Source organism: Hylemonella sp. GW821-FHT10B10, assembly GCF_059415585.1.
The window spans coordinates 100,800-127,470 of record NZ_JBWKNN010000004.1; the positions used below are offsets into that span (position 1 = coordinate 100,800).

25 protein-coding genes and 1 other RNA gene are annotated in these 26,671 nt (G+C 65.1%); 6 read left to right on the top strand and 20 right to left on the bottom strand.

Annotation, left to right across the window (positions count from 1 at the left end; translation table 11 throughout):
- The first annotated feature begins 31 nt into the window (after positions 1-31).
- Both AC07NT_RS16230 and AC07NT_RS16235 read left to right on the top strand, forming a co-directional pair.
- Positions 32-1,249 carry a YjgN family protein gene (locus AC07NT_RS16230; RefSeq protein ID WP_498600077.1) on the top strand — a complete coding sequence of 406 codons (1,218 nt, stop codon included), beginning with the start codon at positions 32-34 and terminating at the stop codon, positions 1,247-1,249.
- 1 nt (position 1,250) lies between these two features.
- Positions 1,251-2,387 (top strand): M48 family metallopeptidase, encoded by a 1,137-nt coding sequence (locus AC07NT_RS16235; RefSeq protein WP_498600076.1) that lies wholly within the window; start codon positions 1,251-1,253, stop codon positions 2,385-2,387.
- Positions 2,388-2,391: 4 nt separating this feature from the next.
- Here AC07NT_RS16235 and nhaR read toward each other — a convergent pair whose 3' ends face one another.
- Positions 2,392-3,288: a transcriptional activator NhaR gene (gene nhaR, locus AC07NT_RS16240; protein WP_498600075.1), complete on the bottom strand. Its 897-nt coding sequence runs from the start codon at positions 3,286-3,288 to the stop codon at positions 2,392-2,394.
- A gap of 132 nt (positions 3,289-3,420) precedes the next feature.
- Here nhaR and AC07NT_RS16245 point away from each other — a divergent pair, with 132 nt between their 5' ends.
- Positions 3,421-3,954, top strand: a complete 534-nt coding sequence (locus AC07NT_RS16245; protein ID WP_498600074.1) for an Rrf2 family transcriptional regulator — start codon at positions 3,421-3,423, stop codon at positions 3,952-3,954.
- A gap of 45 nt (positions 3,955-3,999) precedes the next feature.
- On the opposite strand, the gene rnpB is transcribed toward AC07NT_RS16245, so the two are convergent.
- An RNA gene (gene rnpB, locus AC07NT_RS16250) (RNase P RNA component class A) lies at positions 4,000-4,319 on the bottom strand.
- A 90-nt stretch (positions 4,320-4,409) separates the two neighbouring features.
- Here rnpB and AC07NT_RS16255 point away from each other — a divergent pair.
- Positions 4,410-6,143, top strand: a complete 1,734-nt coding sequence (locus AC07NT_RS16255; protein ID WP_498600073.1) for an NAD(P)/FAD-dependent oxidoreductase — start codon at positions 4,410-4,412, stop codon at positions 6,141-6,143.
- Positions 6,140-6,274, top strand: a complete 135-nt coding sequence (locus tag AC07NT_RS16260; RefSeq protein WP_498600072.1) for a hypothetical protein — start codon at positions 6,140-6,142, stop codon at positions 6,272-6,274. The genes AC07NT_RS16255 and AC07NT_RS16260 overlap by 4 nt, the downstream gene beginning before the upstream one ends.
- 9 nt (positions 6,275-6,283) lie before the next feature.
- Here AC07NT_RS16260 and AC07NT_RS16265 read toward each other — a convergent pair whose 3' ends face one another.
- The 12 genes from AC07NT_RS16265 to AC07NT_RS16320 form a co-directional block, all read right to left on the bottom strand.
- A complete protein-coding gene (locus AC07NT_RS16265) occupies positions 6,284-6,577 on the bottom strand; it encodes a hypothetical protein (protein WP_498600071.1) in 294 nt (97 codons plus the stop codon).
- On the bottom strand, positions 6,574-9,294 hold the full coding sequence (locus AC07NT_RS16270) for a bifunctional diguanylate cyclase/phosphodiesterase (protein ID WP_498600070.1): 2,721 nt from the start codon (positions 9,292-9,294) through the stop codon (positions 6,574-6,576). Before AC07NT_RS16270 ends, AC07NT_RS16265 begins: the two co-directional genes overlap by 4 nt.
- 147 nt (positions 9,295-9,441) lie before the next feature.
- Positions 9,442-10,317 carry a protease HtpX gene (htpX, locus tag AC07NT_RS16275; protein ID WP_498600069.1) on the bottom strand — a complete coding sequence of 292 codons (876 nt, stop codon included), beginning with the start codon at positions 10,315-10,317 and terminating at the stop codon, positions 9,442-9,444.
- Positions 10,318-10,434: 117 nt separating this feature from the next.
- The gene (locus AC07NT_RS16280) at positions 10,435-11,175 is read right to left on the bottom strand and encodes a DUF3025 domain-containing protein (RefSeq protein WP_498600067.1); all 741 of its coding nucleotides are present in this window, start codon (positions 11,173-11,175) and stop codon (positions 10,435-10,437) included.
- Entirely contained in the window at positions 11,154-12,191 is a 1,038-nt protein-coding gene (gene pyrC / locus AC07NT_RS16285; RefSeq protein ID WP_498600065.1) for a dihydroorotase, read from the bottom strand. The genes AC07NT_RS16280 and pyrC overlap by 22 nt, the downstream gene beginning before the upstream one ends.
- A 61-nt stretch (positions 12,192-12,252) precedes the next feature.
- Positions 12,253-12,990 carry an amino acid ABC transporter ATP-binding protein gene (locus AC07NT_RS16290; RefSeq protein WP_498600064.1) on the bottom strand — a complete coding sequence of 246 codons (738 nt, stop codon included), beginning with the start codon at positions 12,988-12,990 and terminating at the stop codon, positions 12,253-12,255.
- Between the two features lie 15 nt (positions 12,991-13,005).
- The gene (locus tag AC07NT_RS16295; RefSeq protein WP_498600062.1) at positions 13,006-13,674 is read right to left on the bottom strand and encodes an amino acid ABC transporter permease; all 669 of its coding nucleotides are present in this window, start codon (positions 13,672-13,674) and stop codon (positions 13,006-13,008) included.
- A 1-nt stretch (position 13,675) separates the two neighbouring features.
- The gene (locus tag AC07NT_RS16300) at positions 13,676-14,398 is read right to left on the bottom strand and encodes an amino acid ABC transporter permease (RefSeq protein ID WP_498600061.1); all 723 of its coding nucleotides are present in this window, start codon (positions 14,396-14,398) and stop codon (positions 13,676-13,678) included.
- A gap of 113 nt (positions 14,399-14,511) precedes the next feature.
- Positions 14,512-15,411 (bottom strand): amino acid ABC transporter substrate-binding protein, encoded by a 900-nt coding sequence (locus AC07NT_RS16305; protein ID WP_498600060.1) that lies wholly within the window; start codon positions 15,409-15,411, stop codon positions 14,512-14,514.
- A gap of 119 nt (positions 15,412-15,530) precedes the next feature.
- Positions 15,531-16,463 (bottom strand): LysR substrate-binding domain-containing protein, encoded by a 933-nt coding sequence (locus AC07NT_RS16310; RefSeq protein WP_498600058.1) that lies wholly within the window; start codon positions 16,461-16,463, stop codon positions 15,531-15,533.
- A gap of 25 nt (positions 16,464-16,488) precedes the next feature.
- The gene (locus tag AC07NT_RS16315) at positions 16,489-17,592 is read right to left on the bottom strand and encodes a GGDEF domain-containing protein (RefSeq protein ID WP_498600057.1); all 1,104 of its coding nucleotides are present in this window, start codon (positions 17,590-17,592) and stop codon (positions 16,489-16,491) included.
- A gap of 71 nt (positions 17,593-17,663) precedes the next feature.
- Positions 17,664-19,475, bottom strand: coding sequence for an ABCB family ABC transporter ATP-binding protein/permease (locus AC07NT_RS16320; RefSeq protein ID WP_498600056.1), 1,812 nt, complete (start codon positions 19,473-19,475; stop codon positions 17,664-17,666).
- A gap of 40 nt (positions 19,476-19,515) precedes the next feature.
- On the opposite strand from AC07NT_RS16320, the gene AC07NT_RS16325 reads away from it, so the two are divergent.
- The gene (locus tag AC07NT_RS16325) at positions 19,516-19,935 is read left to right on the top strand and encodes an acyl-CoA thioesterase (RefSeq protein ID WP_498600055.1); all 420 of its coding nucleotides are present in this window, start codon (positions 19,516-19,518) and stop codon (positions 19,933-19,935) included.
- On the opposite strand, the gene AC07NT_RS16330 is transcribed toward AC07NT_RS16325, so the two are convergent.
- The 6 genes from AC07NT_RS16330 to AC07NT_RS16355 all read right to left on the bottom strand — a co-directional run bounded on the left by AC07NT_RS16330 (position 19,936) and on the right by AC07NT_RS16355 (position 26,664).
- Entirely contained in the window at positions 19,936-20,421 is a 486-nt protein-coding gene (locus AC07NT_RS16330) for a thioesterase family protein (protein ID WP_498600054.1), read from the bottom strand.
- Between the two features lie 9 nt (positions 20,422-20,430).
- Positions 20,431-21,195: an enoyl-CoA hydratase gene (locus AC07NT_RS16335; protein ID WP_498600053.1), complete on the bottom strand. Its 765-nt coding sequence runs from the start codon at positions 21,193-21,195 to the stop codon at positions 20,431-20,433.
- A 5-nt stretch (positions 21,196-21,200) separates the two neighbouring features.
- The gene (locus AC07NT_RS16340) at positions 21,201-22,025 is read right to left on the bottom strand and encodes an acyl-CoA thioesterase (protein WP_498600052.1); all 825 of its coding nucleotides are present in this window, start codon (positions 22,023-22,025) and stop codon (positions 21,201-21,203) included.
- Positions 22,006-22,950: an alpha/beta hydrolase family protein gene (locus AC07NT_RS16345; RefSeq protein WP_498600051.1), complete on the bottom strand. Its 945-nt coding sequence runs from the start codon at positions 22,948-22,950 to the stop codon at positions 22,006-22,008. The genes AC07NT_RS16340 and AC07NT_RS16345 overlap by 20 nt, the downstream gene beginning before the upstream one ends.
- Positions 22,951-23,029: 79 nt before the next feature.
- Positions 23,030-24,223, bottom strand: a complete 1,194-nt coding sequence (locus tag AC07NT_RS16350; protein ID WP_498600049.1) for an acetyl-CoA C-acyltransferase — start codon at positions 24,221-24,223, stop codon at positions 23,030-23,032.
- A 20-nt stretch (positions 24,224-24,243) separates the two neighbouring features.
- The gene (locus AC07NT_RS16355) at positions 24,244-26,664 is read right to left on the bottom strand and encodes a 3-hydroxyacyl-CoA dehydrogenase/enoyl-CoA hydratase family protein (protein ID WP_498600048.1); all 2,421 of its coding nucleotides are present in this window, start codon (positions 26,662-26,664) and stop codon (positions 24,244-24,246) included.
- Positions 26,665-26,671 lie beyond the last annotated feature (7 nt).

The window sequence follows — 26,671 nt, forward strand, 5'->3', positions numbered from 1 at the left end:
CTGCCTGCGCTAGCCCACAACAAGGAGAGACATGGACAGCACGACACAGCGCCACGGCATCGCCGCCTATCGACTTCGGTTCTCCGGCAGTGGCGGTGAATACTTCCGGGTCTGGATCGTCAATCTGCTGCTGTCCATCGTCACACTGGGCCTGTACACGCCCTGGGCGCGCCGGCGCACCGCACGTTATTTCTACGACCACACCGAGATCGCCGGCAGCCCGCTGGAGTTCACCGCCCCGCTGCGCAAGATGGTTGTCAGTTTCATCCTCTTCGCCCTGCTCTACGTGGCCTACAAGATAGCGGCCGAGACCGGGCAGGAAACCATGGTGCTGTTTTTCATCGTCGCCGCCGCCGCGCTGGCGCCCTACTTCTGGGGCAGCGCCATGCGCTTTCGCCTGGCCAGCACGCGCTGGCGTGGCCTGCAGCTGCACTTCGCCGCCAGCTGGAAGGATGTCTACATGGCCAGCTGGCCGATCTTCGCGATGGCGGGGATCTGGGTCGGCGTCACCTACGGACTCGACTTCCTGTCTGCCGACGCAGCGACACCCGCCTCACGTGGGCAGAATGGCAAAACCGGCCCGGCCTGGCCCCAGGTGGACGCACCCATGCTGGGATTGATCGCCATCGGCCTGGTGCTCAGCGTGCTGTGCATCATCCGCGTGGAGTTCAACTACAAGAGCCTGCTGGTACTGCGCGCGGGCATCGGCAAACAACGCGGCCGCTGGAAACCGCTGTACAGCGATTTCGTGCGCATCTGGGGCGCCACCATCGGTGTTTTCCTCGCCGGTGTGGCCCTGATCCTGGCCCTCGCCATGGGCGCAACCTACACCTTGGAGTCCATGTTCCGCGCGACCCGCGGCCCGGCCATGTTCCTGCTGATCTTCCTGGTCGTGATCGCCGCGCTCCTGGCCCTGGTTCTAGCCTCGGCCCCGGCCCGCGCCTACCGCGAAGCGCGCATGTTCCGGCTGATCTGGAGCAATGTGGGCCTGGGCCATATCGCCCGCTTCAAGTGCGATCTGCAGCACTGGGCCTTTGTGCGCCTGCGCATCAAGAACATGTTGCTCACCCTGCTGACCTTGGGTTTTTATCGGCCCTTCGCCCGCGTCAGTGAATACCGCATGAAAGCCGACGCCGTCACCCTGCACGTCAAGGGCGGGCTGGACCAGCTGGTGGGCGAACTGGTGCGCCAGCAGGACGCGCTGGGTGATGCGCTGGCCGACGTGGCCGGACTGGACATCGTGGGCTGATATGAGTGCAGCGTCGCAACCTGCTGCCACCCCCCTGCGGGCCAAATGGTTCAACGGCCGCCACAGCCGTGCGCGCGATGTGCTGATCGTGCTCGAGCCCGGCCCCCGGGGCCCGGCCCTGCATTTGCACGTGGTGGACCTGGCCCATGCGGCTTCGCGCCGCTTTGAATACGACGAGGTCGAATGGCCGCCGCAGTGGAGCGCGAACCGTGCGCCCGAGCGCATCACCGTGGCGCTGCGTGACCACGGCAGCGTGGAAATCGACCAGCCCCAGGCCTGGCAACAGGCCCTGGCCGCGGCGGGTGCCCGCCCCAGCCTGGCCCAGCGCATGCAGACCCGCTGGCCCGTGCTGCTGGGTGTGCTGCTCATCGCGGTGGCCAGCCTCTTTGCCTTCTACCGCTACGGCACGCCCTGGGCCGCAGCCCAGCTCAGCCGTCACGTGCCGCTGGAATGGGAACTCAATCTGAGCCAGCAGGCCCTGACCCAGGTGGACCAGGCCTGGCTCAAGCCCAGCCAGCTGCCCCCTGAACGCCAACAGGCACTGCGCACAGAGTTCACTGAGTTGCTGACGCGCATCGAACCCTCGCTCAAGCGCTACCCGGCCTACGCCCCGCGCTACGAGCTGCTGTTCCGCCGTGGCATCGGCCCCAATGCCTTTGCCTTGCCTGGTGGCACCGTGGTGATGACGGACGAACTGGTCGAAGCGGCGGCCAAGCAGGGCCTGGGTGACGATGCGTTGCTGGGTGTGCTGGCCCACGAGATCGGCCACGTCGAACACCGCCATGGCACCCGCCTGGTGGTGGAGCAGGGTGTGCTCAATGTCGGCCTGGGCCTGGCGCTGGGGGATGTCTCCAGCCTGGTGTCCATGACCAGCACGGTGATGACTGGCCTGGCCTACCGGCGCCAGCACGAAAATGAATCCGACTGTTTTGCCCTCGCGCTGATGGCCAGGGCGCAGCGCCCGACGGCCCCCATGGCCGACCTGCTGCTGGGGATGTCCCAGGCCCGCGAGGGCCAGCCGCCGGCCACCCAGGGCGAGCCCGCGCAGCAGCGCAGCACCCTGGGGGATTGGCTCAGCACCCACCCGGCCACTCCGCAACGCGCCGAACTGCTCAAGGCTGGAACACTCTGCCGCTGAGCCCTCAGGCGCGAAACAACTGACCCCGGGCGGCCTGGGTGATGGCCGCCACCGCCGGGTGCTTGATGCGCTGCTCGACCGAGACCGCATAGAACTCCTCGACCAGTTCCTCGCTGCGGCCGATCACCTCCACACCGTAGTGCGCCACCGTCTCGGCCTCGAGCACGGTGGGTGACATGAAGACCCCCCGCCCCTCGCGGCCGAAAGCCGTCATGAGCGCGCCGTCGTCGAATTCGCCCACGAAACGCGGCTGGATCTGCTGGCGCACCAGCCAGCCGTCGAGCTGCTGGCGCACCGAAGAAGCCGCGCCCTGGATCAACATGGGTGCGCCGTGCAGGCATTGCGGGAAGTCACCCTGCAATTGCCCCCGCAGGGCCGGCGCGCAAAAGAAGCTCATGGGCGAGGTCCCCAGCGCGTGGTTGTAGGCCTTGACGCTGATGCGCCGGGTCAGCGGCTCGTCGGCGATCACCAGGTCGAGCCGGTGCAGGGCCAGTTGCGCCAGCAGGTCGGGGAACTTGCCCTCCACGCCGATCAGGCGCACCGGCTGCTCCAGGTCCATGGCCGGCTCCAACAGACGGTAGGCCACCGACTTGGCCACCGAATCTGCCACCCCTACCCGGAAGTCCAGCAGCCGCGCCCCGCCCGCGGGCTGGCGCAGGGCGGCCTCCAGCTCGGCCCCCAATGTGAAGATCTCGTCGGCATAACCCAGGGCGAGGCGGCCCTCATCGGTCAGCTCCAGCTGACGACCGCTCTTGCGAAAGAGCTTGCGACCCAGCCGCTCTTCCAGCAATTTGATCTGTCCCGACAGGGTCTGCGGTGTTGTATGTAACTGCTCACCCGCCTTCAGTATGCCACCAGATCTGGCTGCCACCCAGAAATAGTGCAGATGCTTGAAATTCATGAGGCGCCTTTACTTCGATTTTTTCGAAGTATTTCATATGAAAATTCGAATTTACCGGATTATCGAATACCCCTACAGTTCTTTGTGCGGGTGCCCCCACCTGTACAACCTGTCTGTTGAAAGGAGACTGCCATGCGTTTAAGCGCCAAGAGCCGGTTTGCCGTCGCCGCCATGATTGATCTTGCCCTGCGCGAGACCGGCGGCCCCGTCCCCCTGAACTCCATCGGGTTGCGGTTGCAGATCTCCCTGTCTTACCTGGAGCAACTGTTCAGCAAGCTGCGCCAGCAAAATCTGGTGGAGAGCACGCGTGGACCGGGCGGGGGTTACACCCTGGGCCGCAACCCGCAGCAAATCAGCGTGGCCGACATCATCCGCGCTGTCGAAGGCGCGCGCGCCCTGCAGTCTGAGGAAGCCTCCGAGACCGGTGAAGCCGGCTGGCAGCTGACACAAGACCTGTGGAGCGGCCTGAACAGCCGCATGATGGAGCACCTGCAATCCATCAAGCTACAGCAGCTCTGCGAGGAGCAACGCGCCAAGGGCGTGCAGGTGGAAGCGCGGCCGGCCAGCCGGCGTGGGATCTTCAACCGGCGCAAGGTCGAGCCCGTCAAGACCTCGGCACCCAACTCGGTGTTCGCCCTGGCCGCCGCCCTGACCGGCAAGCGCTGAGCGCCAAGAAAATGGGCGCTGCCACAGCAGCGCCCATCGTTATAAGTGTGAAGTCCGCCGATAAGCCGGATTCTGTGCGCCCGCAGTTGCCTGCGGTGTGACCGCCATTAATCTGGGCCGGGGGTCGCCCCACCGGCTCGGTGCTACCTACCCGCACACTCGGGGGGCCCCGTCAACGTGTGCCTATTTGGTATTGCTGCGCGTAGAGATTGCCCGTTTCACCCGAACTGAATCGGCTCGTCTCTGTTGCTCTGATCCTCACCTCACGGTGGAGAGGTATTACCTCCTACGCTGCCCTGTGCAGTCCGGACGTTCCTCCAGTGCCTGGTTTCCCAGATTGCACCAGCGGCGGTCTGGCTGACTTCACAGGCAGGATTATCCCCGCAAGACCGGCATTCCGCCGCCGCGTATCATGGCGGCCTCTTCTGCTTGATCAATACAAGCCAAGGAAAGCCATGATCCGACTGACTGAACTCAAGCTGCCGCTGGAGCACGCACCCGAAGCGCTGCCCGCGCTCGTCGCAAAGACGCTGGGCGTCACGCCTGCCGACATCCGCGGCCATACGATCTACAAGCGCAGCTTCGACGCGCGCAAGGCCGAGTTGCAGCAGGTCTACATCGTCGATGTCGACATCGCCCCCGAACTCGAAGAACGCCTGCTGGCGCGGCTCAAGGGCCAGCCCCATATCGGGCCCAGCCCGGATCTGGTCTACCACCCGGTGGCACAGGCCCCGGCAGGTCTGACCGAACGGCCCGTCGTTGTGGGCTTCGGCCCCTGCGGCATCTTTGCTGCGCTGCTACTGGCGCAGATGGGCTTTCGGCCCATCGTGATCGAACGCGGCACCACGGTGCGCCAACGCACCCAGGACACCTGGGGCCTGTGGCGCAAACATGTCCTCAAGCCGGAATCGAACGTCCAGTTCGGAGAGGGCGGCGCCGGCACCTTCTCCGACGGCAAGCTCTACAGCCAGATCAAGGATCCGCGCCACCTGGGCCGCAAGGTCATGCACGAATTCGTGTCGGCCGGTGCGCCCGAGGAGATCCTCGTCGAGGCCCACCCCCACATCGGCACCTTCAAGCTGGTCAAGGTGGTGGAGAGCATCCGCGAACAGATCATCGCGCTGGGCGGCGAGATCCGCTTCGGACAGCGCGTGACGGATGTGTTACTGGACGAGACGGCAGGAAAGAAGCGGCTCCGCGGCCTGCAGGTGCTGGACCAGGGCACAGGACAGAGCTACGAGCTGCCAGCACACCATGTCGTGATGGCCCTGGGCCACAGCTCGCGTGACACCTTCGCCATGCTCTGGGACCGTGGTGTGAGCCTGCTGGCCAAGCCCTTCTCCATCGGCTTTCGCATCGAGCACCCCCAGGGCCTGATCGACCGCGCACGCTGGGGCAAGTACGCGGGTCACCCCCTGCTGGGCGCAGCCGACTACAAGCTGGTGCACCACGCGAAGAATGGCCGTTCCGTCTACAGCTTCTGCATGTGCCCCGGCGGCACGGTGGTGGCCGCCACCTCCGAGCCGGGCCGGGTGGTCACCAACGGCATGAGCCAGTACTCGCGCAACGAGCGCAACGCCAACGCAGGTATCGTGGTCGGAATCGAACCGGTCGATTACCCCAATGGCCTCACCGACGCCGCCGATTGGCAAGCTGCCTTCGGGGAGGAAGACGGCCTGCGCTACGCCCTGCAGGCCGCTGCCATGGCCCAGCAGCACCCACCGCAGTACCACCCGCTGGCAGGCATCGTCCTGCAGCGCAAGCTGGAAGGCCGGGCCTATGTGCTGGGCGGCAGCAACTACGAGGCACCAGGCCAGCTGGTCGGCGACTTCATCGCCGGCAAGCCCTCGACCAACTTCGGCAGCGTGCTGCCCTCCTACAAACCAGGCGTGCATCTGGGGGACCTGCACCCGGCCCTGCCCGCCTATGCCATCGAAGCCATGCGCGAAGCGCTGCCGGCCTTCGGCCGCAAGATCAAGGGCTTTGACATGTCCGACGCGGTGCTGACCGGCGTGGAGACCCGCACCTCCTCACCCCTGCGCATCCCGCGTGGCGAGGACCTGCAAAGCCTGAACGTGCGCGGCCTTTATCCGGCCGGCGAGGGCGCGGGTTATGCGGGCGGCATCCTGTCGGCGGGCGTGGATGGCATCAAAGTGGCCGAAGCATTGGCACTGGACATGCTGTCGTGACGGCGGCCGGAGTCGACGCGCCGGCCTGGACCCGTCGGGACCGGTACACACTCTGGTTCTACCGGGTCGGCGGCTACCTGCTGCTCAACGTGCTGGACGAACCCGCCTGGCTGGCACTGATCTTCTGCTGACATTCCCGCTCAAGGCGTGGTCTTGGGTTTCGGTGGTGGTGGTGGCGGCGGTGGTTTGTGCGGCTTGCGCACGATGGGATAACGCGGCGTGTCGGTGCCGGGTGGTACCGGCAGGGCATCGGGCCCGCAGGCGGCGCGCACCGTCGCCCCGTAGGTCGTCAGCGCATACTGCGACGGCTCCATCTTGTTGCGCTTCTTGAACTCGTTGTAATCGGCCCAGGCCTCGTCGCAGCTTTGCGCCGCAGTGCCCAGGGAGACGATGGCCAGGGCCAGCCCGGCCAGGATCTGCCAGCGGTATGTCATGGCGTGCCTACTTTCTCTTTCAAAAGCCGTTCAGTGGTCTGCGCCATGAACCCGGCAAAGGCCTGGGCATCCATGGGGCGCGCGAAGTGGTAACCCTGGGCCTCGTCGCAGGCGAACTCACGCAGCAAGGCCAGGGTGGTGGCGTCCTCCACCCCTTCGGCGATGGTGCGCAGGTTCAGACTGGCCGCCATCTGGATGATGGCGCGCACGATGGCCGCATCGTCCGGGTCGGTCGCCAGATCACGGACGAAACTCTGGTCGATCTTGAGCTTGTCCACATCGAACCGTTTCAGATAGGACAGGCTGGAGTAGCCGGTGCCGAAATCGTCCACGGCCAGCTTCACGCCCATCTGCTTGAGCTGGCGCACGCTGCTGAGCACACTCTCGGTGTCGCGGATCAGGATGGACTCGGTCAACTCCAACTCCAGCAGTTGCGGATCAAAGCCTGTGCTCTGCAAAGCCTGCGCGATGGACTGCTGCAGGTCACCACGGCGGAACTGTACTGCCGACAGATTGACCGCCATGATCAGCGCAGGCAGGCCGGCAGCGCGCCAGGCCATGGCCTGGCGGCAGGCCTCCTGGATCACCCATTCGCCCAGGGGCACGATCAGCCCGCTGTCTTCGGCCACCGGGATGAATCGCGCCGGCGAGATCAAGCCGTCCTCGGGATGACGCCAGCGCAGCAGCGCCTCCACCCCGACCACCCGCCCGCTGGCCAGTTCGAGCTGGGGTTGGTAATGCAGCTCGAACTCGCCCTGGGCCATGGCACGACGCAGGCCACTCTTGAGGCGCAGGTGTTCGACCGCCTCGACGTTCATCTGCTCGTCGAAGAAGCGATAGTGGTTGCGCCCGGCATCCTTGGCACGGTACATGGCCGTGTCGGCCTTCTTGAGCAGGGTCTCGAAGTCGCGTCCGTCGTCCGGGTAGAGCGCCACGCCGATCGAGGCCGAGGTGGTGAGTTCATGGCCGTCCACCACGAAGGGAGCCTGCAAACGCTCGCGTATCTTGATCAGTACGGGGGGGATGGCCTCGGTACCGCCCAGGTCGGACAGCACGATCAGGAACTCGTCGCCGCCCTGGCGACTGATGGTGTCCGTCTCGCGCACGCACTCGCCCAGGCGCCTCGCGATTTCCTGGAGCAGGGCGTCACCCACGGCGTGGCCCAGCGAGTCATTGATGGTCTTGAAATTGTCCAGATCCAGGAACAGCAGGGCGATCTTGTTGTGCGAACGCTCGGCGTGTGCCATGGCCTGGCCGAAGCGATCCTGCAGAAGCAGGCGGTTGGGCAGGCCGGTCAGCACATCGCGGTAGGCCAGGAACTCGACCTGCTGCTCGGCCGCTTTGCGCGCCGTGATGTCGGCCGCAATCGCCAGATACCCCGTCACCGCACCGCTGGCATCGCGCAAGGGGGCCAGCGTGGTGCTGAGATCAAAGAGGGTGCCGTCCTGCTTCTGGCGCTGCACTTCGAGATCGATGATGCTTTCGCCCTCCAGCACCCGGTCGCGCAACTCGGACGTCTCCCGCTCCTTGCCCTGCGGCACGGTGAGCAAGGCCTTGCCCAGGATCTGTTCAGCGCGCCAGCCAAAGAGCTTCTCGGCGGCCGGGTTCCAGGCCGTGACGATGCCGCGGCGGTCCCGCGTGTAGATGGCAAAGGGAGACGAGCGGATGATGGTCTGGTTCAGCTGCTTCTCGGCGTCCAGCGTGCGGTAAGCCTGCTCCAACGCCCGCACGGCGGCCGACTGGCTGCGCCAGGCCCGCTGGATCAGGTAAGACACCATGAGGCTGGCCAGGATGAACAGCAGGACCACGAGCAGGGCCTTGTATTTCTCTTCCCGCCAACCGGCCAGGTAATCGTCCGCGGCCATGCCCAGGACCAGATAGAACTGGGTGCCGGAGATATGGCGGAAGGCAGAGATACGCTCGATGTTGTCAATGATGGAGCGGGCCTTGTAGACACCCTCGCTGCGCCCGCCGTTCACGAGCTCGCGCAGCTCGGGCGAGCCGAAGGGCATGCCGACCGCGTCGCTTGTACCGGCCGGGGTGGGGTGCCGGACCACCAGTCTGAACTTCTGGTCAAAAAGCGTGAAAGACCCCTTGGTGCCGACCTGCAAGGGTATGAACTGTTCGATGAAATGGCTCAATGGCACCGAGCCCTGGACCACACCGGCAAAGCTGCCATCGTGATGCCGCAGGGGGCGGGAGAAATTGATCACCCACCTGCCGGTGATGCGGCCCTGTATCGGATTGCTGATGACCAGGCCGACATCGGGCTGCTCACGCACGAAGATGAAATACTCACGGTCTGCAATGCTCACCCGGACTTGGGGGGTGACATTGGTACCGTGGGTCACGCGCCCCTGGGCATCCGTCACCCGCAGGCCATCAAGCTCGGGCAGCTGCTTCAGTTTCTGGGCCAGCAGCGCATCGAGTTCACGCGATGCCACCGGACGAGGGCTGCGTGGCTCGATGGCCTCTGCCAGATTCTGCAAAGCCAGATCAATCACCCGCACGGAAGCGGAGATATCGTGTTCCATGAGGCGCGACAGATTGTCCGCCGTCACGGCAGCATTCTGCTCGAACTGCTGGCGGCTTTGCTGCAAAGCCCAAGCCACGAAACCGATCAACACCAGATTGAGTGCCAGCACAGCCAGCCACAGTCGCACCATGAAGCCCCGCGCGCTGGGTACCGCACGTGCTGGCGACTGCTTAGGCTTCATGAATGGCATCGAATGCGCGCCCTGTCTCCTCAAGCGCCCGTCTGTTCATGGTTCCATTGTGGGCATGTCCCTGTCACCACGCAAGCCTAATGCAAAAACCCGTGGGGCCTCCTGCGCCTCCACGGGTTTATCCGGATACAGAAACGTTCAGCCCTGTGCGTTCTGCAAGGCAGCGATGCGCTCTTCGATCGGCGGGTGTGTCGAGAACAGCTGGCCGATGCCACCGGCGATGCCCATGGCCGCCATGCTCTTGGGCAGCTCGGCCGCATGCAGGCCACCCAGGCGGGCCAGGGCGTTGATCATGGGCTGACGGCGGCCCATCAGCTGGGCGGAACCGGCATCGGCGCGGAACTCGCGCTGGCGCGAGAACCAGGCCACCACCATGGCAGCCAGGAAACCGAGGATGATGTCCATCACGATGGTCGTCACGAAATAGCCGATGCCGGGGCCGGAGCTTTCGTCGTCGTTGCGGCGCAGAAAACTGTCCACCGCATAACCGACCACCCGGCTGATGAAGACGACAAAGGTGTTCATCACGCCCTGGATCAGGGTCATGGTCACCATATCGCCGTTGGCGATGTGGGCCACCTCGTGGCCGATCACGGCCTCCACCTCTTCACGCGTCATGTTCTGCAACAGGCCGGTGGACACGGCCACCAGGGCCGAGTTCTTGAAGGCACCGGTGGCGAAGGCATTGGGGTCACCTTCGAAGATGCCGACCTCGGGCATGCCGATGCCAGCCTGGTCTGCGAACTTGCGCACGGTGTTGACGATCCAGGCCTCGTCCGGCGTCTGGGGTTGCTCGATGACCTGCACGCCCGCGCTCCACTTGGCCACGGGCTTGCTGATCAGCAGGGAAATGATGGCACCGCCGAAACCCATGATGAGCGCGAAGCCCAGCAGCGCGCCCAGGTTCAGGCCGTTGGCGGTCAGGAAGCGGTTCACGCCCAGCAGGCTGGCCACAATGCCCAGCACCACCACGACGGCGAGGTTGGTCAGGACGAACAGAATGATGCGTTTCATGGTTTCCTTCTCATGCAGCCCGACACAAGCGGACCGATGGCGCAAATGGTAAGGGTGAATGTGACGAATTCAAGCGAGGGAGGCTGATTTCCACACCAACTGTGGCGATTTGGGTGCTCAGGCCTCGGGGCGCAGCGGGCGAAAGACCTGGGCATCGTCATAAAAGGCCGGAGCTTCGTTCTGCGGCCACCAGCCCGGCACGCCGAGCACCGGCAGCGGCACAAAGGGCTTGCTGGCCAGCCGCTCGCCGTGCAGATCCTGCCCCAACCAGGCGTCGAGCGCGGGCGGGGCCAGGTCCGGCGGCGCGCGGTAGACATGGGCGGTGATGGCCTTGCGCGGCTGCACCAGTTTTTCCAGCAGGGCGTGGCCGAAAAGTGTCAGCCGCGCCTGCGCCCACAAAGGCCGCAGGGTGACAAAAAGCCGAGGCCAGTTGCGTGCGGCCAGCGCGTCCCACAACGCGTCGGGCGCCTGCAGCAAGGCGGCGTTTTCGTCCAATACTGTGAGGGCATCGCGCAGCGGTCCACGCACGGGCTGCACACCATGGGTCGCGATCTGCGCCGCCTGCAACTGGTTGAGGCGGCGCTTGGCCTGCGGAAAGTGCAACCAGACCAGCCCGTTGAAGAAATCATGCAGGCCATCGCGCGTAGGCACACGCTGCTGCTCGAAAATGAACTGCTCGTAAGCCACGCCCGGCGGCAGTTCGGTCTGCGGCACAAAGTGCACCACGGCACCGGCGCCCTCAAGAACTTCGGCGCAACTGCGCCCAGCCAGGGCCTGCTGCGCCAGGGGAGCCCCGATAGCGCGATACGGCGTCAGCCAGGGCGCGCCCCAGTTGATCAGCTCCAGACCATGCGCCACGGCAGCGCCTCGCCCGAGCGCAGGGGTTTGAGCTCAGTGTCTCCAAAGGGGAAGCTCTCGGGTGGCGTCCAGCTCTCGCGACGCAAGCGGATGGTTTCCGTGTTGCGTGGCAGACCGTAGAAGTCGGCGCCGAAGAAACTGGCGAAGCCCTCGAGCTTGTCCAGCGCGCCTGCGGCATCAAACGCCTCGGCATACATCTCGATGGCGGCGTGTGCGGTGTAGCAGCCGGCGCAACCGGTGGCGTGCTCCTTCAGGTGCACCGGGTGCGGTGCGCTGTCGGTGCCCAGGAAGAACTTGGGGCTGCCGCTGGTGGCAGCAGCCACCAGGGCCTGCCGGTGCACTTCGCGCTTCAGCACGGGCAGGCAGTAGTAGTGCGGGCGGATGCCACCGGTGAAGATGGCGTTGCGGTTGTAGAGCAGGTGGTGGGCGGTGATGGTGGCGCCGGTGTATTGGTCACTTTCCATCACGTACTGCGCTGCCTCCTTCGTCGTGATGTGCTCGAACACGATCTTGAGCTCGGGAAAATCGCGGCGCAGAGGCTTGAGCTGCTGCTCGATGAACACGGCCTCGCGGTCGAACAGGTCGATATCGGGGCTGGTCACCTCGCCATGCACCAGCAGCAGCAGGCCTTCGCGCTGCATGGCTTCCAGGGTTTTGTAGGTCTTGCGGATATCGGTCACGCCGGCGTCGCTGTTGGTGGTGGCACCGGCCGGGTAGAGCTTGCAGGCGACCACGCCGGCGGCCTTGGCGCGCTCGATCTCCTCGGGCGGCAGCTTGTCGGTGAGGTAGAGCGTCATGAGCGGCTCGAAGGCCACGTCGGCGGGCAAGGCCGCGCGGATGCGCGCGCGGTAGTGCGCGGCCTCGTTGGCCGTGGTCACGGGCGGCTTGAGGTTGGGCATGATGATGGCGCGGCCGAACTGGCGCGCCGTATGCGGCACGACAGCGGCCAAGGCGGCGCCGTCGCGCACGTGCAGGTGCCAGTCGTCGGGACGGGTGATGGTGATTTCCTGTGTCATCCCGCTATTGTCCCAAAAGCGGAAAAGGCACCCGAAGGTGCCTTTTCCTGAGGGCGCGCGCTCAGTGCGCCAGGATCTTGTTCAGGAAGTCCTTGGTCCGTGGCTGGCGGTTCTCGGGATGAGCAAAGAATTCGTCCTTGCTGCAGTCTTCCAGGATGCGGCCGCCGACGTCGATGAAGATCACGCGGCTGGCCACCTTGCGGGCGAAGCCCATCTCGTGCGTGACCACCATCATGGTCATGCCCTCCTTGGCCAGGGTCACCATGACGTCCAGCACCTCCCCCACCATCTCGGGGTCCAACGCAGAGGTGGGCTCGTCGAACAGCATCACGATGGGATCCATGGACAGGGCGCGGGCAATCGCGACGCGCTGCTGCTGTCCACCCGAAAGCTGACCGGGGAACTTGTCCTTGTGCGCCATCAGGCCCACGCGATCCAGCATCTTGAGGCCGCGTGTCTTGGCCTCATCCAGGCTGCGGCCCAGCACCTTGACCTGCGCAATGGTCAGGTTCTCGGTGACAGACAGATGGGGAAAGAGCTCGAAGTGCTGGAACACCATGCCCACGCGGCTGCGCAGCTTGGGCAGCGCGGTCTTGGGGTCGTGCAGGGGCACGCCGTCGACGAAGATTTCCCCCTGCTGGATCGGCTCCAGGCCGTTGACCGTCTTGATCAGGGTGGATTTGCCAGAACCCGAGGGGCCGCAGACCACCACCACATCACCCTTGTTGATACTGACCGAGCAGTTGTTGAGCACCTGCACCGGGCCATACCACTTCGAAACGTTCTTGATTTCAATCATTGTCTTCTCCAGCACTCAGCGAACGATGGCAATCTTGGCCTGCAGGCGCTTGACGAGCCAGGACAGGGCAAAACAGATCACGAAATACACCACGGCAGCCAGCAGATAGGCCTCTTCGGGCCGGCCGTAGATCTTGCCGGCATTGGTGAAGCCCTTGAGCAGGTCATAAGCGCCGATGGCGTAGACCAGCGAGGTGTCCTGGAACAGGATGATGGTCTGTGTCAGCAGCACTGGCAGCATGTTGCGGAAAGCCTGGGGTAGCACGACCAGGCGCATGTTCTGGCTATACGTCATGCCCAGGGCCTCACCGGCAAAGACCTGACCGCGCGGGATCGACTGGATACCCGCGCGCATGATCTCGCTGAAGTAGGCCGCCTCGAAGGCAATGAAGGTGATGATGGCCGACACTTCGGCGCCTATGGGCTTGCCGATCAGGAAGGGGATCAGCAGATAGAACCAGAGGATCACCATCACCAGCGGAATGGAGCGCATGCCGTTGACGTAGATGACGGCAGGCAGCATCAGCAACTTGCGCCCCGACAGGCGCATGAGTGCCAGCAGGGTACCGAAGAAGATGCCGCCCAGCGTGGCGATCAGCGTGAGCTTGATGCTGAACCAGAAGCCGCCCAGCACGAACTTGCTGATGATGTCCCAGTCGAGGAAGGTGAGATCGAGGCCCAACATGTCAGTGTCCTCCGCCCGTGCCGCCAGCGACGATATAGCCGGGAATCTGCACCCGCTTTTCGATGTAGGCAAAGACGCGGTTGACCGCGAAGGCCGAGAGCATGTACAGCGCCGTCACGGCTAGGTAGACCTCCACCCCGCGCGAAGTTTCCTCCTGCGCCTGCATGGCGAACATGGTGAGCTCGGCAATCGACACGGCAAAAGCCACCGCCGAGTTCTTGAGAAGATTCATGGACTCGCTCGTCAGCGGTGGCAGGATGATGCGAAAGGCCATGGGCAGGATGACGTAGCGGTAGGCCTGGGCGGTGGTGAAGCCCATGGCCAGGGCCGCATAACGCTGCCCGCGCGGCAGGGCCTGGATGCCCGCACGCACCTGCTCGGCAATACGCGCCGAGGTGAAGAAACCCAGGGCAAACACCACCAGCAAGAAGCCCGGCACCTGCTGGAAGGCCGGGAACATCTTGGGCACGACGAAATACCACAGGAAAACCTGCACCAGCAGGGGGATGTTGCGAAACAGCTCTACCCAGACCGTGGCCAGGCGCACCAGCCAGGGGCTGTCCTGCAGGGTGCGCACGGTACCCATGAGGGCACCCATCACCACAGCCACCACCCAGGAACTGCCAGCCACGGCCAGCGTCCAGCCCCAGGCGTCCATCATCCATTGGAGATAGGTGCGGCCACTGCCGTCGTCGTTGAGAAATACCTGCCAGTCCCAGCTCATGTGCGGTGTCTCCGTGTGGAATGACGCGTCCTGTGTCGTCCTTCATGCGCAAGCAAAAACCCCGCCCGGATGGTGACCGGGGCGGGGTTTGTCATGCGTTTCGCCCTGCGCCCTTATTTCTTGGCGTAGTCTTCCATGGGCTTGTCGTTGGGGGCAGCCCAGGCGCCCTTGGTGCTCTCGCTGACAGCCAGGCCCACCTTGTTGTTCTTCGGCGGGATGGGCTGCATGAACCACTTGTCGTAGATCTTGGCGATCTCGCCGGACTTCATCATGTCCATGAGCGTATCGTCGGCCAGCTTCTTGAAAGCGGGATCGTCCTTGCGGATCATGATGGCGATGGGTTCGACCGACAGCACCTCGCCGGCGATCTTGAAATCGGCCGGGTTCTTGGCGTTGGCGATGTTGCCGGCCAGGATGGAGCCGTCCATCACGAAGGCATCGGCGCGGCCGGATTCAAGCAGCAGGAAGCTGTCGGCGTGGTCCTTGCCGTAGATCTCCTTGAAGTCGATGCCCTGGGCGCGCTCATTCTTGCGCAGGGTCTGCACCGAGGTGGTGCCGGTGGTGGTCGCAACGTTGCGGCCATTGAGCTGGGCGATCGAGGTCAGGCCGGAATTGGCCTTGACAGCCATACGCACTTCCTCGACGAAGGTGGTGACCGCAAAAGCCACGTCCTTCTGGCGGGTGGCGTTGTTGGTGGTGGAGCCGCACTCGATGTCGATGGTGCCGTTCTGCATCAGCGGAATGCGGTTCTGCGACGTCACCGACTGGAACTTCAGCTCCAGCTTCTTGCCCACCGCCTTCTCGACATTGGCAACGATGCGCTGGCAAAGCTCGACATGGAAGCCCGCGTACTTGCCGTCGCCCAGGGTATAGGACAAAGCGCCAGAGGAGTCACGCACCCCCATGGTGATGCTGCCTGCGGCCTTGACCTTGGCCAGGGTGTCGTTGGCCTGGGCGTAGGCGCCCCCGGCGAGGGTCGTGGCGATGGCAAATGCCAGCAAATGCTTCTTCATGCGTAACTCCTAAAAAGAGAAAAGTCAGACCGTGAGTATCCAGCAAATCCCGTGCCGGGAAATGCCCCATATGGAGATTAAAGAACGGCCGCCCGCATTTTGGCAAGACAGGTCTACCCTCACCCACCCTGCCCGCCCCCGGCCAGAAAGCTCCAGAGCGCCTGTGCCGTGCGCTTGGGCACCTGTTTGCCTTGGGGTTTTTCCCGATACAAGCGCATGTCCATGGTGATCTGCAGGCTGGTCAGCGCCGCGGGCACGGCGCTGACCAGGCGCCCCGCACGCAGGTCATTGCGCACCGCGCTCTGCGGCAGGAACGCCAGGCCGTGGCCTTCGAGCGCCATGGCCTTGAGGCCTTCGGCCATGTCGGTCTCATACACACGGTCCAGGTGGACCGCCATGCCCGCCTGCTTGAGCATGACATCCACCACTTGCCCGAGGTAGGCGCCCGGGGCGTAACCCAGATAGGGCAGGGGCTGGTCCGCGCGGCCGGGCAGGGGGAACAGGGGCAGACCCTGGGCGTCAGGCCGGGAGTAGGGAGCGATGGTTTCCTGCCCCAGGCTGACCAGTTCGTAGCGCTCCGCGTCGAGCTGGAAAGGATGCGAGGCATGGTGGTAGGCCAGCAGCAGGTCACAGCTGCCTTCGGTCAGACGGATCACCGCGTCGTGCACATTGAGGGCGATCAACCGGCTCTTGAAGGGCCCGAAATTCTCGCGCAGGCTGGAGACCCAGGCCGGAAAGAAAGTGAAAGCCAGGGTGTGGGGCACGGCGAACTCGATCACGTCCTCCCCCGCCTCGGTATGGCTGCGCAGCATGGCGCGCGTGTGCTGCAGCGCCTGCAGCATTTCCAGGGCCTGGCCGTAAAGGGTCTCGCCGGCCGGCGTGAGGCGCGTCGGATAGGCGCTGCGGTCCACCAGGTCGGTGCCGGCCCAGGCTTCCAGCGACTGGATGCGCCGCGAGAAGGCCGGCTGCGTCACATGGCGCAGCTGGGCTGAACGGCTGAAGCTGCGCGTCTCGGCCAGGCTGACGAAGTCCTCGAGCCACTTGGTTTCCATGGCGCAGATTATGTGCGGGTGGAACTCAGGCGCTGACCGTGCTGTTGCGTCCGGCTTCCTTGGCGCGGTACAGGGCCTGGTCGGCCAGCTCGATCACCGCGTCGATGGACTCCCCCGGCGTGCAGACGGCGAGGCCGGCAGAAAACGTCAGCTGCAGGCCGGGCGCGATCGCCTCAAAGGAGACCTGGGCCAGGCCCTCGCGCATGCGCTGCACACAGTGGAGCGCCTCCTTCTGGCCGGTCTCGGGCAGCATGAGCAGGAACTCCTCGCCGCCCCAGCGCGCCAGCACATCGGAGCCGCGCAGCAGCCCCCGGGCACTTTGCGCGAAGCTGCGCAACACGGTATCCCCTGCCTGGTGGCCATGGCTGTCGTTGATCCTCTTGAAATAGTCCAGGTCCAGCAGCACCACACTCATGGCATGGCCGGTGCGCTGCTGGCGCAACTGCTCGCCCGTCAGCAGCGTGCCCATGTGGCGCCGGTTCACCAGGCCGGTCAGTTCGTCCTGCGTGGCCAATAGCCGGATCTGCTCCAGCGAGGCTTCCAGCTCCTGCTTGTGCCGGTGCAGGCGCTCACGCAAAGACCCCATGCGCACGGACAGGGCCGAAATGCCCAGCAGCACGACGACGCTGAAGGCCAGATGCACGACCTCGACCCCGCCGGGATAACGCAGCGGATCGGTCCGGCTCTTCCAGGCCATCACCCATGTCAGGCCACCCAGGGCCATGGCCGCCAGCAGGCGCGCCTGGGCCACCGTCAGGCTGAACATGCCATAGGTCAGGATGAGCACCATGATGGCCAGCACCGCACCGCGCGCCGGGCCGGTGATGGCGTACGCGCCCACCACGGCCCCCACGCCATGCAGGGTCTGCCACAGGGTCAGAGACGGATCGGCGGGCCACAGTCGTTCGCTCCAGCGACTGCGTACGAGCAGGTAGAAAAGCAGAGAGCCGCCCAGGCAGTACAGCGCCAGCCAGACCGACGCTAGCGGGTCTATGAAACCCAGCAGGACCTCGGCATGCTGCAACAGCATGAAGAGGGCGTACAAACCCACCGTGAGCAAGGTCATGCTGGCGCGCACGCGCCAGATGCGTGGCTTGGAGGCTCCCAGCAGCAGATCGAGGATCTTCAACTTGTTTTCAGGCAGCAGGCACCGTCCGGCACATGCCTGACAGCGCTTATGCGGACAGCATACCCGATGCCCTATTCGGCACTTTGCTGCAGCGCCCACATCCGCGCGTAGGTGCCGTTCTGCGCCAGCAAGGCTGCGTGCGAGCCGCGTTCGACAATGCGACCAGCCTCCATGACCAGGATCTCGTGCGCGTCGACCACGGTAGACAGGCGGTGGGCAATGACCAGGGTGGTCTTGCCCTGGGCAACGCCCTTGAGTTCAGCCTGGATGGCGCGCTCGTTGGCGGAGTCCAGCGCCGACGTGGCCTCGTCAAAGATCAGCACGGGCGGGTTCTTGAGCAAGGTGCGCGCGATCGCCACGCGCTGTTTCTCGCCGCCCGAGAGCTTGAGACCGCGCTCGCCCACCATGGTGTCGTAGCCCTTGGGCGTGGCGCTGATGAACGCATGGATGTGGGCAGCACGCGCTGCTTCCTCCACCTCGGCCCGCCCCGCGCCGGGACGGCCGTAGGCGATGTTGTATTCCACCGTATCGTTGAACAGCACGGTGTCTTGCGGCACGATGCCAATGGCCTGGCGCAGCGAGGTCTGAGTGACCTGACGGATGTCCTGTCCGGCGATGGTGATGCGCCCGCCGCTGACGTCGTAGAAGCGGTAGAGCAGGCGCGCCAACGTGGACTTGCCCGCACCCGAGGGGCCGACCACGGCCACCGTCTTGCCCGCCGGGATCACGAAACTCAGGTCGTGCAAGATGGCGCGCGCCGGGTCATAGGAAAAGCTCACGTGCTCGAAACGCACCTCGGCCTGCCCCACCTGCAGGGGCCGGGCATCCGGCGCATCTGCCACCTCGCGCTCGCGCTCCAGCAGGGTGAACATCTTGTCAATGTCGGTCAGGCTCTGCTTGATCTCGCGATAGAGCACGCCCAGGAAACCCAGCGGGATGTAGAGCTGGATCATCAGGGCGTTGATCATGACCAGGTCGCCGAGGGTCATGCGGCCGTCAATCACGCCCTGGGTGGCACGCCAGAGCATGGCCACCAGGCCGGTGGCGATGATGAGCTGCTGTCCAGTGTTGAGCAGGCTCAGGCTGGTCTGGCTCTTGACTGCGGCGCGGCGGTAGTGCTCGAGGTTCTCGTCATAGCGCTGCGCCTCGAACTCCTCGTTGTTGAAGTACTTGACGGTCTCGTAGTTCAGCAGGGAGTCGACGGCGCGGCTGTGTGCGGTCGAGTCCAGCTCGTTCATGCGGCGGCGGAAACGCGTGCGCCATTCCGTGATGGTGACGGTGAAGGCGATGTAGCTCACCAGTGCGGCCAGCGTGATCCAGACGAACATCAGGTCGAACTTCACTGCCAGCAGCGTCAGCACCAGAGTGAACTCGATCAGCGTGGGCACGATGCTGTAGAGCGAATAGGAGATCAGCGAGTGCACGGCGCGCGTGCCGCGCTCGATATCACGTGTCATGCCGCCGGTCTGACGCTCCAGGTGGAAACGCAGGCTCAGCGCGTGCAGGTGACGGAAGACCTGCAGCGAGATGGTGCGCGCGGCCCCTTCGGTGGCCTTGGCGAAGACCAGTTCGCGCAGCTCGGTGAAAAGCGAGGTCATGAAACGCAGGGCGCCGTAGGCCAGCAGCAGCGCGGCCGGCACCAGCCACAGGGCGGCCGGATCGCTCAGGCGCAGGCCCATGCGGTCGACCAGCTCCTTGAGCAGCAGGGGCACGCCGACGTTGGAGACCTTGGCCCCCACCATGAAACTCAGCGCAGCAATGACCCGCCATTTGTAGTGCCAGAGGTAGGGGAAAAGACGCTGCAACGTGCCCCAATCGGAGCGCACTGTGGCGGCCGGGCTGGAGGGGGAAGGATGGGCGGCAGTTTCGCCGAAGCGTCGCATAGGGGACAATCAGGATCAGTCTTTACACCGATTGTCACCCATGAGCGAATTTCCCAGCACCGCCCCCCTCCAGCCCCCGTCCGACGAAGAGTTGGTGCTCAAGGTCATCCCCATGCCGGGGGACAGCAATGCCAACGGTGACATCTTCGGCGGCTGGGTCATGGCCCAGGTCGACCTGGCCGGCTCGGTCATCCCGGCGCGTTATGCGGGCGGTCGTATCGCCACCGTGGCGGTGAACGAGTTCATCTTCAAACAGCCCGTGCGCGTGGGCGACATCCTGTCCTTCTACTCCAAGCTGACCCGCATCGGCAAGACCTCGATCACGGTGAAGGTGGAGGTGTATGCCGAACGCTTCCAGGCCCAGGGGCGCTTCGTCAAGGTAACGGAGGCCAACCTGACCTATGTGGCCATCGACGAGCAGGGCAAACCCCGCCCGGTGCCCCATCGACCTGAGGCCTGATCAGGAAACAATGTAGGCCGCGGCGCCGGCCGACAGCAGCTTGCCGTCGGCATCCAGGAACTCCATGCGCGTGGAGGCCACACGCGAGCCCAGGCGCAGTACTTCGGCACGCAATTCAAAGGCCTCGCCCAGACCCGGACGCAGGTAGTCCACCCGCAGGTCGATGGTGCCCAGCTTGGCGAAGCGCTGCAGGCGCTGCAGCGGCGCCTCGTCCATATGGCGCGCGCCGATGGCGGCCATGATGGCCAGGCCGCCCATCGCGTCCAGACCCGCACTGATGACCCCTCCATGGATGCGCTGGTGCCCGAAGTGGCCGATGAGTTCGGGTTTCATGGCGATCCGGGCGCACACGCCCTCGGGCGCGATCTTCGTGATCTGCAGGCCCAGGACCTGGTTGAAGGCAATCTGCCGCTCGAAAATGTCCTTGAGCGCGGTAACGAACTCGGGCTCGAAACCGCTGGCTGGAAAAGGGGCGGGGTGTTTCATGTCACCGGTTCAGAGCTGGCTGAAATCCGGTTTCCTTTTCTCCATGAAGGCGCCGAAGGCCTCGCGCGCCGCCGGCTCGCGCAGCATGCGGCCGAAGCTGGCGCCCTCCTCGCCCATCTGCGCCATGATCTGGGCCGCCTGCCCTTTTTTCATCAGGCGTTTGGTCTCGACCAGCGAAGACAGGGGCTTGGCTGCGAGCTTGCGCGCCTGCGCCTGCGCGTAGCCATTCGCCTCGGTGGGGGGCAGGACGCGATTGACCAGGCCGGTTTCCAGGGCCGCCTCGGCCATGAAGGGCTCCCCCATCAGCAGAGCTTCGGCCGCGCGGTGGTAACCGAACATCTGTGTCACCGTCAGACTGGAAGCGAACTCGGGGCACAGACCCAGGTTCACGAAAGGCATGGAGAAGGCCGCGTTGTCGCCAGCGTAGACCAGGTCGCAGTGGAACAGCAGGGTGGTGCCTATGCCCACGGCCGGGCCGCAAACCGAGGCGATCACCGGTTTGGGGAAGGCGGCCAGGGCACGCATGAAACGCCAGACCGGCGCGTCCCCGTCCGAGGGCGGCGTATTCAGAAAATCACCGATGTCATTGCCAGCCGAGAACACGGTCTCGTGGCCCTGGAAGACCAGCACGCGCACGGCCGCATCGCCCGTCGCTTGCGTCACCGCATCAGCCATGGTGGCGTACATGGCCGAGGTGATGGAGTTCTTGCGCTCCAGGCGGTTGAAGCTGATCGTGGTGATACCGGCTTCGGTGTGGACGAGGATGTCGGACATGGTGTTCATTCCTTGAAGTAGACGATCTGATGCGAGGTGCACAGCAAAGTGCCGGCCTCGTTCCAGAGTTGGGCCGATTGGTCGAAGAAACCGTTGCGGAATTCCTGGCCGCGCGCCTGGCCCAGCAGGTAGCCGCTACCGGTGGCCTGCAGTTCCTTGTCGCCGGCGTGGAAATAGGTGGTGATGGAGACGGTACCGGCCGGTACCCGGGTAGCGCGCTTGAGCCAGACGCGCGGGTAGAAGATGTCGGACAGCGCCAGCAGCGAGCAGAAGTCCAGCGGGCGCGGCGGTACGTCGCGCATCCACAGCCGCGTCACGCTGTCATCGCGTTGACTGCCATCCCAGGTCTGCGGGATCATGCCGCTGACCGGACGCAGCTCGTAGTGGTCCAGCCAGGCCATGGCCTTTTCGTAACGCATGGCCTGCACCTCGGCTGGCGCGGGCACGCGCGGCATGGGCTGGTCCGTCAGGCTCCAGGTCTCACGGCGCGCGGCGGTCACCGCCGTGGCCGTGGTCACGATCACGGGCTTCCCCTGGGCGTCGTCCTGCACAATGGCCGCCGTCCAGTGCTGGGTGGAACGGTTGGTGCGCGCCGCGTGCAGCTGCACCTCGAAAGGCCCCTGGGCCAGGGCCGCCGCGAAATTGACCGTGATGGACAGCGGCGCACCGAGCAGGTCGGGGTGGCGCAGGATGGCCGCCAGCACCGTGGCGGCCGTGCTGCCTCCGAAGGGACCGACCATGTTCCAGTAGTCGACGCTGGTGTGGCCGGCGTAACGGCCAGGGCCCAGCGCCTGCAACTTCAAGGCCTGATCAAACGCGTGTGAGCTCATGGGGCTGAGTATCCAGGTTGCGCTTCTCCTCATCCGTCGCGTGCGGGACGACCGGGCCGGCGCCCAGGGACTGCAGAACCTTGAGGCTGCGGAGCCACAGCGTGGGCGCCATGACCTCGCGGAAGAAGCCGAAGTGGCCGATGCGCCGCGACGGCACTTCGACAGGATGGATGGTCTGCACCTGGTGCGCCGACGCGCTGTAGAGCCCCAGCAGGCTGCGCGTACCGCGCAGGGTCATCAACTCGTCGTCGCTGAAGGACCAGGCCAGCACGGGAAAACGCGCGCGCGCATAGCGTTGTGCCACCTCGGGGCCCTCGGCGCCGACGCTGTAGCGGGGATGCATGCACCAGCGCCGCCACTGATGGATCACGCCGGCCGGCAGATTGCCCACCATGCCCAGGCGCTTGCCCGGAAAATAGCCGCAAACGCGCGTGGCCAGCGGCACCATGACGTGCCAGAAGAAGAGCACCTTGCGCTTGAGCTGGGGCGCGTTCTCGCGCCAGTAGCCGCTGCCGGCGGCGATGCTGAACAGGCCATCGACCTGTTCGGGATGGCGGAACAAGCCCGGCAGCTGCGCACCCAGGCTGTGGCCCAGCAAGTAGAGCGGCAGTGCGGGCCGCTCGCGCCGCGCCGTGAGCACCACGGTCTCGTAGTCGCGCGCCCAGTCGAAGAGGTCGGCCTGGAAACCGCGCAGGGAACGCCGGGGCACATGGGCCAGCGAATCGCCGTGCCCGCGGTAGTCGAAAGTCCAGATGCGATAGCCTTGCTGCGCGAGCCACTGGGCATAGGGTGCGTAGTAGCCCTGAGGCACGCCCATGGCGCCGCCGACAACCACGGTGGCCTTTGCCGCCACGGTCGGCTCGTAGACCCGCAGCGTGATCACGCCGCCGTCTTCACCCGTGATATCCCGACGCTCTGCTTCCATGGTGTTCCCCTCGTGTGCCCGCCCGGTCTAGACGCCGGGTCAGGACGGGCGGGCGCAGACAGCGCCCGCCCCTTCAGCTTCAAACGCGTTCGAATATCCCAGCCGCGCCCTGACCCGTGCCGACGCACATGGTCACCATGCCGTACTTCAGGTTGTGACGGTGCAGGGCGTGCACCACCGTGGCCGCGCGGATGGCGCCGGTGGCGCCCAGCGGATGGCCCAGGGCGATGGCACCACCCATGGGGTTCACCTTGGACGGGTCCAGGCCCAGGCTGTTGATCACGGCCAGCGACTGGGCGGCGAAGGCCTCATTGAGCTCGAACCAGCCGATGTCCTCATGCTTGAGGCCGGCGTAACGCAGTGCCGCGGGAATCGCCTCGATCGGGCCGATGCCCATGATCTCGGGCGGCACACCGCGCGCGGCGAAGCTCACGAAACGCGCCAGCGGCTTGAGGCCGAATTGCTTGACGGCCTTTTCGCTGGCCAGGATCAGCGCGCCGGCACCATCACTGGTCTGCGAGCTGTTGCCGGCGGTCACGCTGCCGCGGGCCGCGAAGACCGGCTTGAGCTTGCCCAATGCCTCCAGCGTGGTGTCGGCACGCGCGCCTTCGTCCAGGTTGACGGTGCGCTTCTTGGTGCTGACCTCACCGGTCGCCAGGTTGGGCGTGCGCTCGACCACGTCGATGGGCGTGATCTCGGCCGTGAACTCGCCGGCTTTCTGCGCCCTGATCGCCCGCTGGTGCGACTCCAGCGCAAAAGCGTCCTGCATCTCACGCGTGACCTTCCACTGCTGTGCCACCTTCTCCGCCGTCAGGCCCATGCCGTAGGCGATGCCGACGTTCTCGTCACGCGTGAAGACCTCGGGATTGAAGGAAGGCTTGACACCGCCCATGGGCACCAGGCTCATGGACTCGGCGCCGCCGGCAATCAGCACGTCGGCCTCGCCCACGCGGATGCGGTCGGCCGCCATCTGGATGGCCGTCACACCGGAAGCGCAGAAGCGGTTGACGGTGACACCGCCCACGGGGTGGTTGAAGGCCAGGCCCACAGCGATACGCGCCATGTTCATGCCCTGCTCGGCCTCGGGGAAGGAACAGCCGATGATGGCGTCCTCGATGGCCTTGGGGTCCAGCGTGGGCACCTGCAGCATGGCGCTCTTGATGGCGGCGACCAGCAGGTCGTCGGGACGGGTGTTGCGGAAGAAACCGCGGCCCGAACGGCCGATGGGCGTGCGCGTGGCGGCAACGATGTAGGCGTCTTGAACTTGTTTCATGTTGATTCCTTTGCAGCCGATCAGTTGCGCACGGGCTTGCCGGTGCTGAGCATGCCCATGATGCGTTCCTGGGTCTTGGGATGGACGATGAGCGCGCAGAAGGCCTGGCGCTCCAGGGCCATCAGGTATTCCTCGCTCACCAGAGCGCCGGCGTCCACGTCACCGCCACAGACCACGTTGGCGATCAGGGTGGCGATGTGGAAGTCGTGTGCGCTGACGAAGCCGCCGTCGCGCATATTGACCAGCTGGGCCTTGATGGTGGCCAGGCCGTTGCGGCCCGCCACCGGGAAGAGGCGCTTGTGCGGCGCGCGCCAGCCGCCCTGGTACATCGCACGCGCCTCGTTGAGCGCGGTGTAGAGCAGTTCGTCCTTGTTGGGCACCACGATATCGCTGTCCAGCAGATAGCCCAGCTTGCGCGACTCGAGCGCGCTGGTGCCCACCTTGGCCATGGCCGCTGCGGTGAAGCCCTCGGTCAGGAAGGGCAGGATGTCCTTGCCAGTGGAAGTGGCCATGTTTTCGGCCGCGCGACGCGCTATATAGGTCAGACCACCGGCGCCCGGGATCAGGCCCACGCCCACTTCCACGAGTCCGATGTAGGACTCCATGGCCACGACACGGCGCGCCGAATGCACGGCCAGCTCGCAGCCACCGCCCAGGGCCATGCCGCGCACGGCGGACACCACGGGCACACCCGCGTAACGGATGCGCAGCATGAGATTCTGCAGTTCTTGTTCGGCACCGTCGATGGCGCTGACGCCGGCGATCATGAACGCGGGCAGCATGGCCTGCAGGTCGGCACCCACGCTGAAAGGCTCGTCGCCCGACCAGATCACCAGGCCCTGGTATTGCTGCTCGGCGAGTGCGACACCACGCGCCAGACCTTCGGCCACGTCCGGGCTGATGGCGTGCATCTTGCTCTTGATGCTGGCGATCAGCACGCTGCCGCTGGCGGCTTCGCGATTCTCATCCAGCGTCCACAGGCGAATGGCCTCGTCTTCGAACAGCGTCTTGCCGGCCGTCTTGTAGTCGGGCGAACCGTCGCCGCGCAGGCTCTCGCGGAAATACTGGATGCCGTAGACCGGCAGCTGGCGACGCGGCTGGAACTTGCCCGTCGTCGGGTTGAAGGAGCCTTCAGGTGTGTGCACGCCGCCGGCCTTGGCCACGGGGCCTTCAAAGACCCACTTGGGCAGCGGCGCCTTGCTCAGCGCCTTGCCGGCATCGATGTCTTCCTGGACCATCTTGGCTACTTCAAGCCAGCCGGCTTCCTGCCAGAGTTCGAAAGGGCCCTGCTTCATGCCAAAGCCCCAGCGCATGGCCAGGTCCACGTCGGCCGCGGTGTCGGCGATGGTCGCCAGATGCACGGCGGCGTAGTGGAAGCTGTTGCGCAGGATGGCCCAGAGGAAGCGGCCCTGTGCGCCTTCGGCATTGCGCAGCAACTTGAGGCGCTCGCCCGCCGGCTTCTTGAGCATGCGCTCGTAGACGGCGTCGGCCTTTTCACCCCCTGGCACGTATTCCTTGCCTTGAAGGTCGAAACGCAGGATGTCGCGGCCGACCTTCTTGTAGAAACCAGCCTTGCTCTTCTGGCCCAGGTTGCCCATCTCGATCAGGGTCTTGAGGACGGGCGGCGTGCCGAAGCTGGCGTAGAAGGGGTCGCTCTTCTCGTCCAGGTTGTCCTGCAGGGTCTTGACGACGTGGGCCATGGTGTCCAAGCCCACCACGTCGGCGGTACGGAAGGTGCCCGAGCTGGCGCGGCCCAGCTTCTTGCCCGTGAGGTCGTCCACCACGTCGTAGCTCAGACCAAAGTTCTCCACTTCCTTCATCGTGGCCAGCATGCCGGCGATGCCCACGCGGTTGGCGATGAAGTTGGGCGTGTCCTTGGCGCGCACCACACCTTTGCCCAGGCCGCTGGTGACGAAGGTCTCGAGCTGGTCCAGGATGAGGGGTTGCGTGGTCGGGGTGGGGATCAGCTCCACCAGGTACATGTAACGCGGCGGATTGAAGAAGTGGATGCCGCAGAAGCGCGGCTTGATTTCCTGCGGCAGCACCTCGGACAGCTTGGTGATGGACAGGCCCGAGGTGTTGGAAGCCACGATGGCGTGCTTGGCGACAAAGGGGGCGATCTTCTTGTAGAGATCGAGCTTCCAGTCCATGCGCTCGGCGATGGCCTCGATGATGAGGTCGCAGTCCTTGAGCAGGTCCAGGTTCTCTTCGTAGTTGGCGGCCTGGATCAGACCTGCGTCGTCGGCCACCCCCAGAGGCGAGGGCTTGAGCTTCTTGAGGTTGTCGATGGCCTTGGTGACGATGCCGTTCTTCGGGCCTTCCTTGGCCGGCAGGTCGAACAGCACGACCGGCACCTTGACGTTGACCAGATGGGCGGCGATCTGCGCGCCCATCACGCCGGCACCGAGCACGGCAACTTTTCTGACTTGGAATCGAGACATGGTTGTC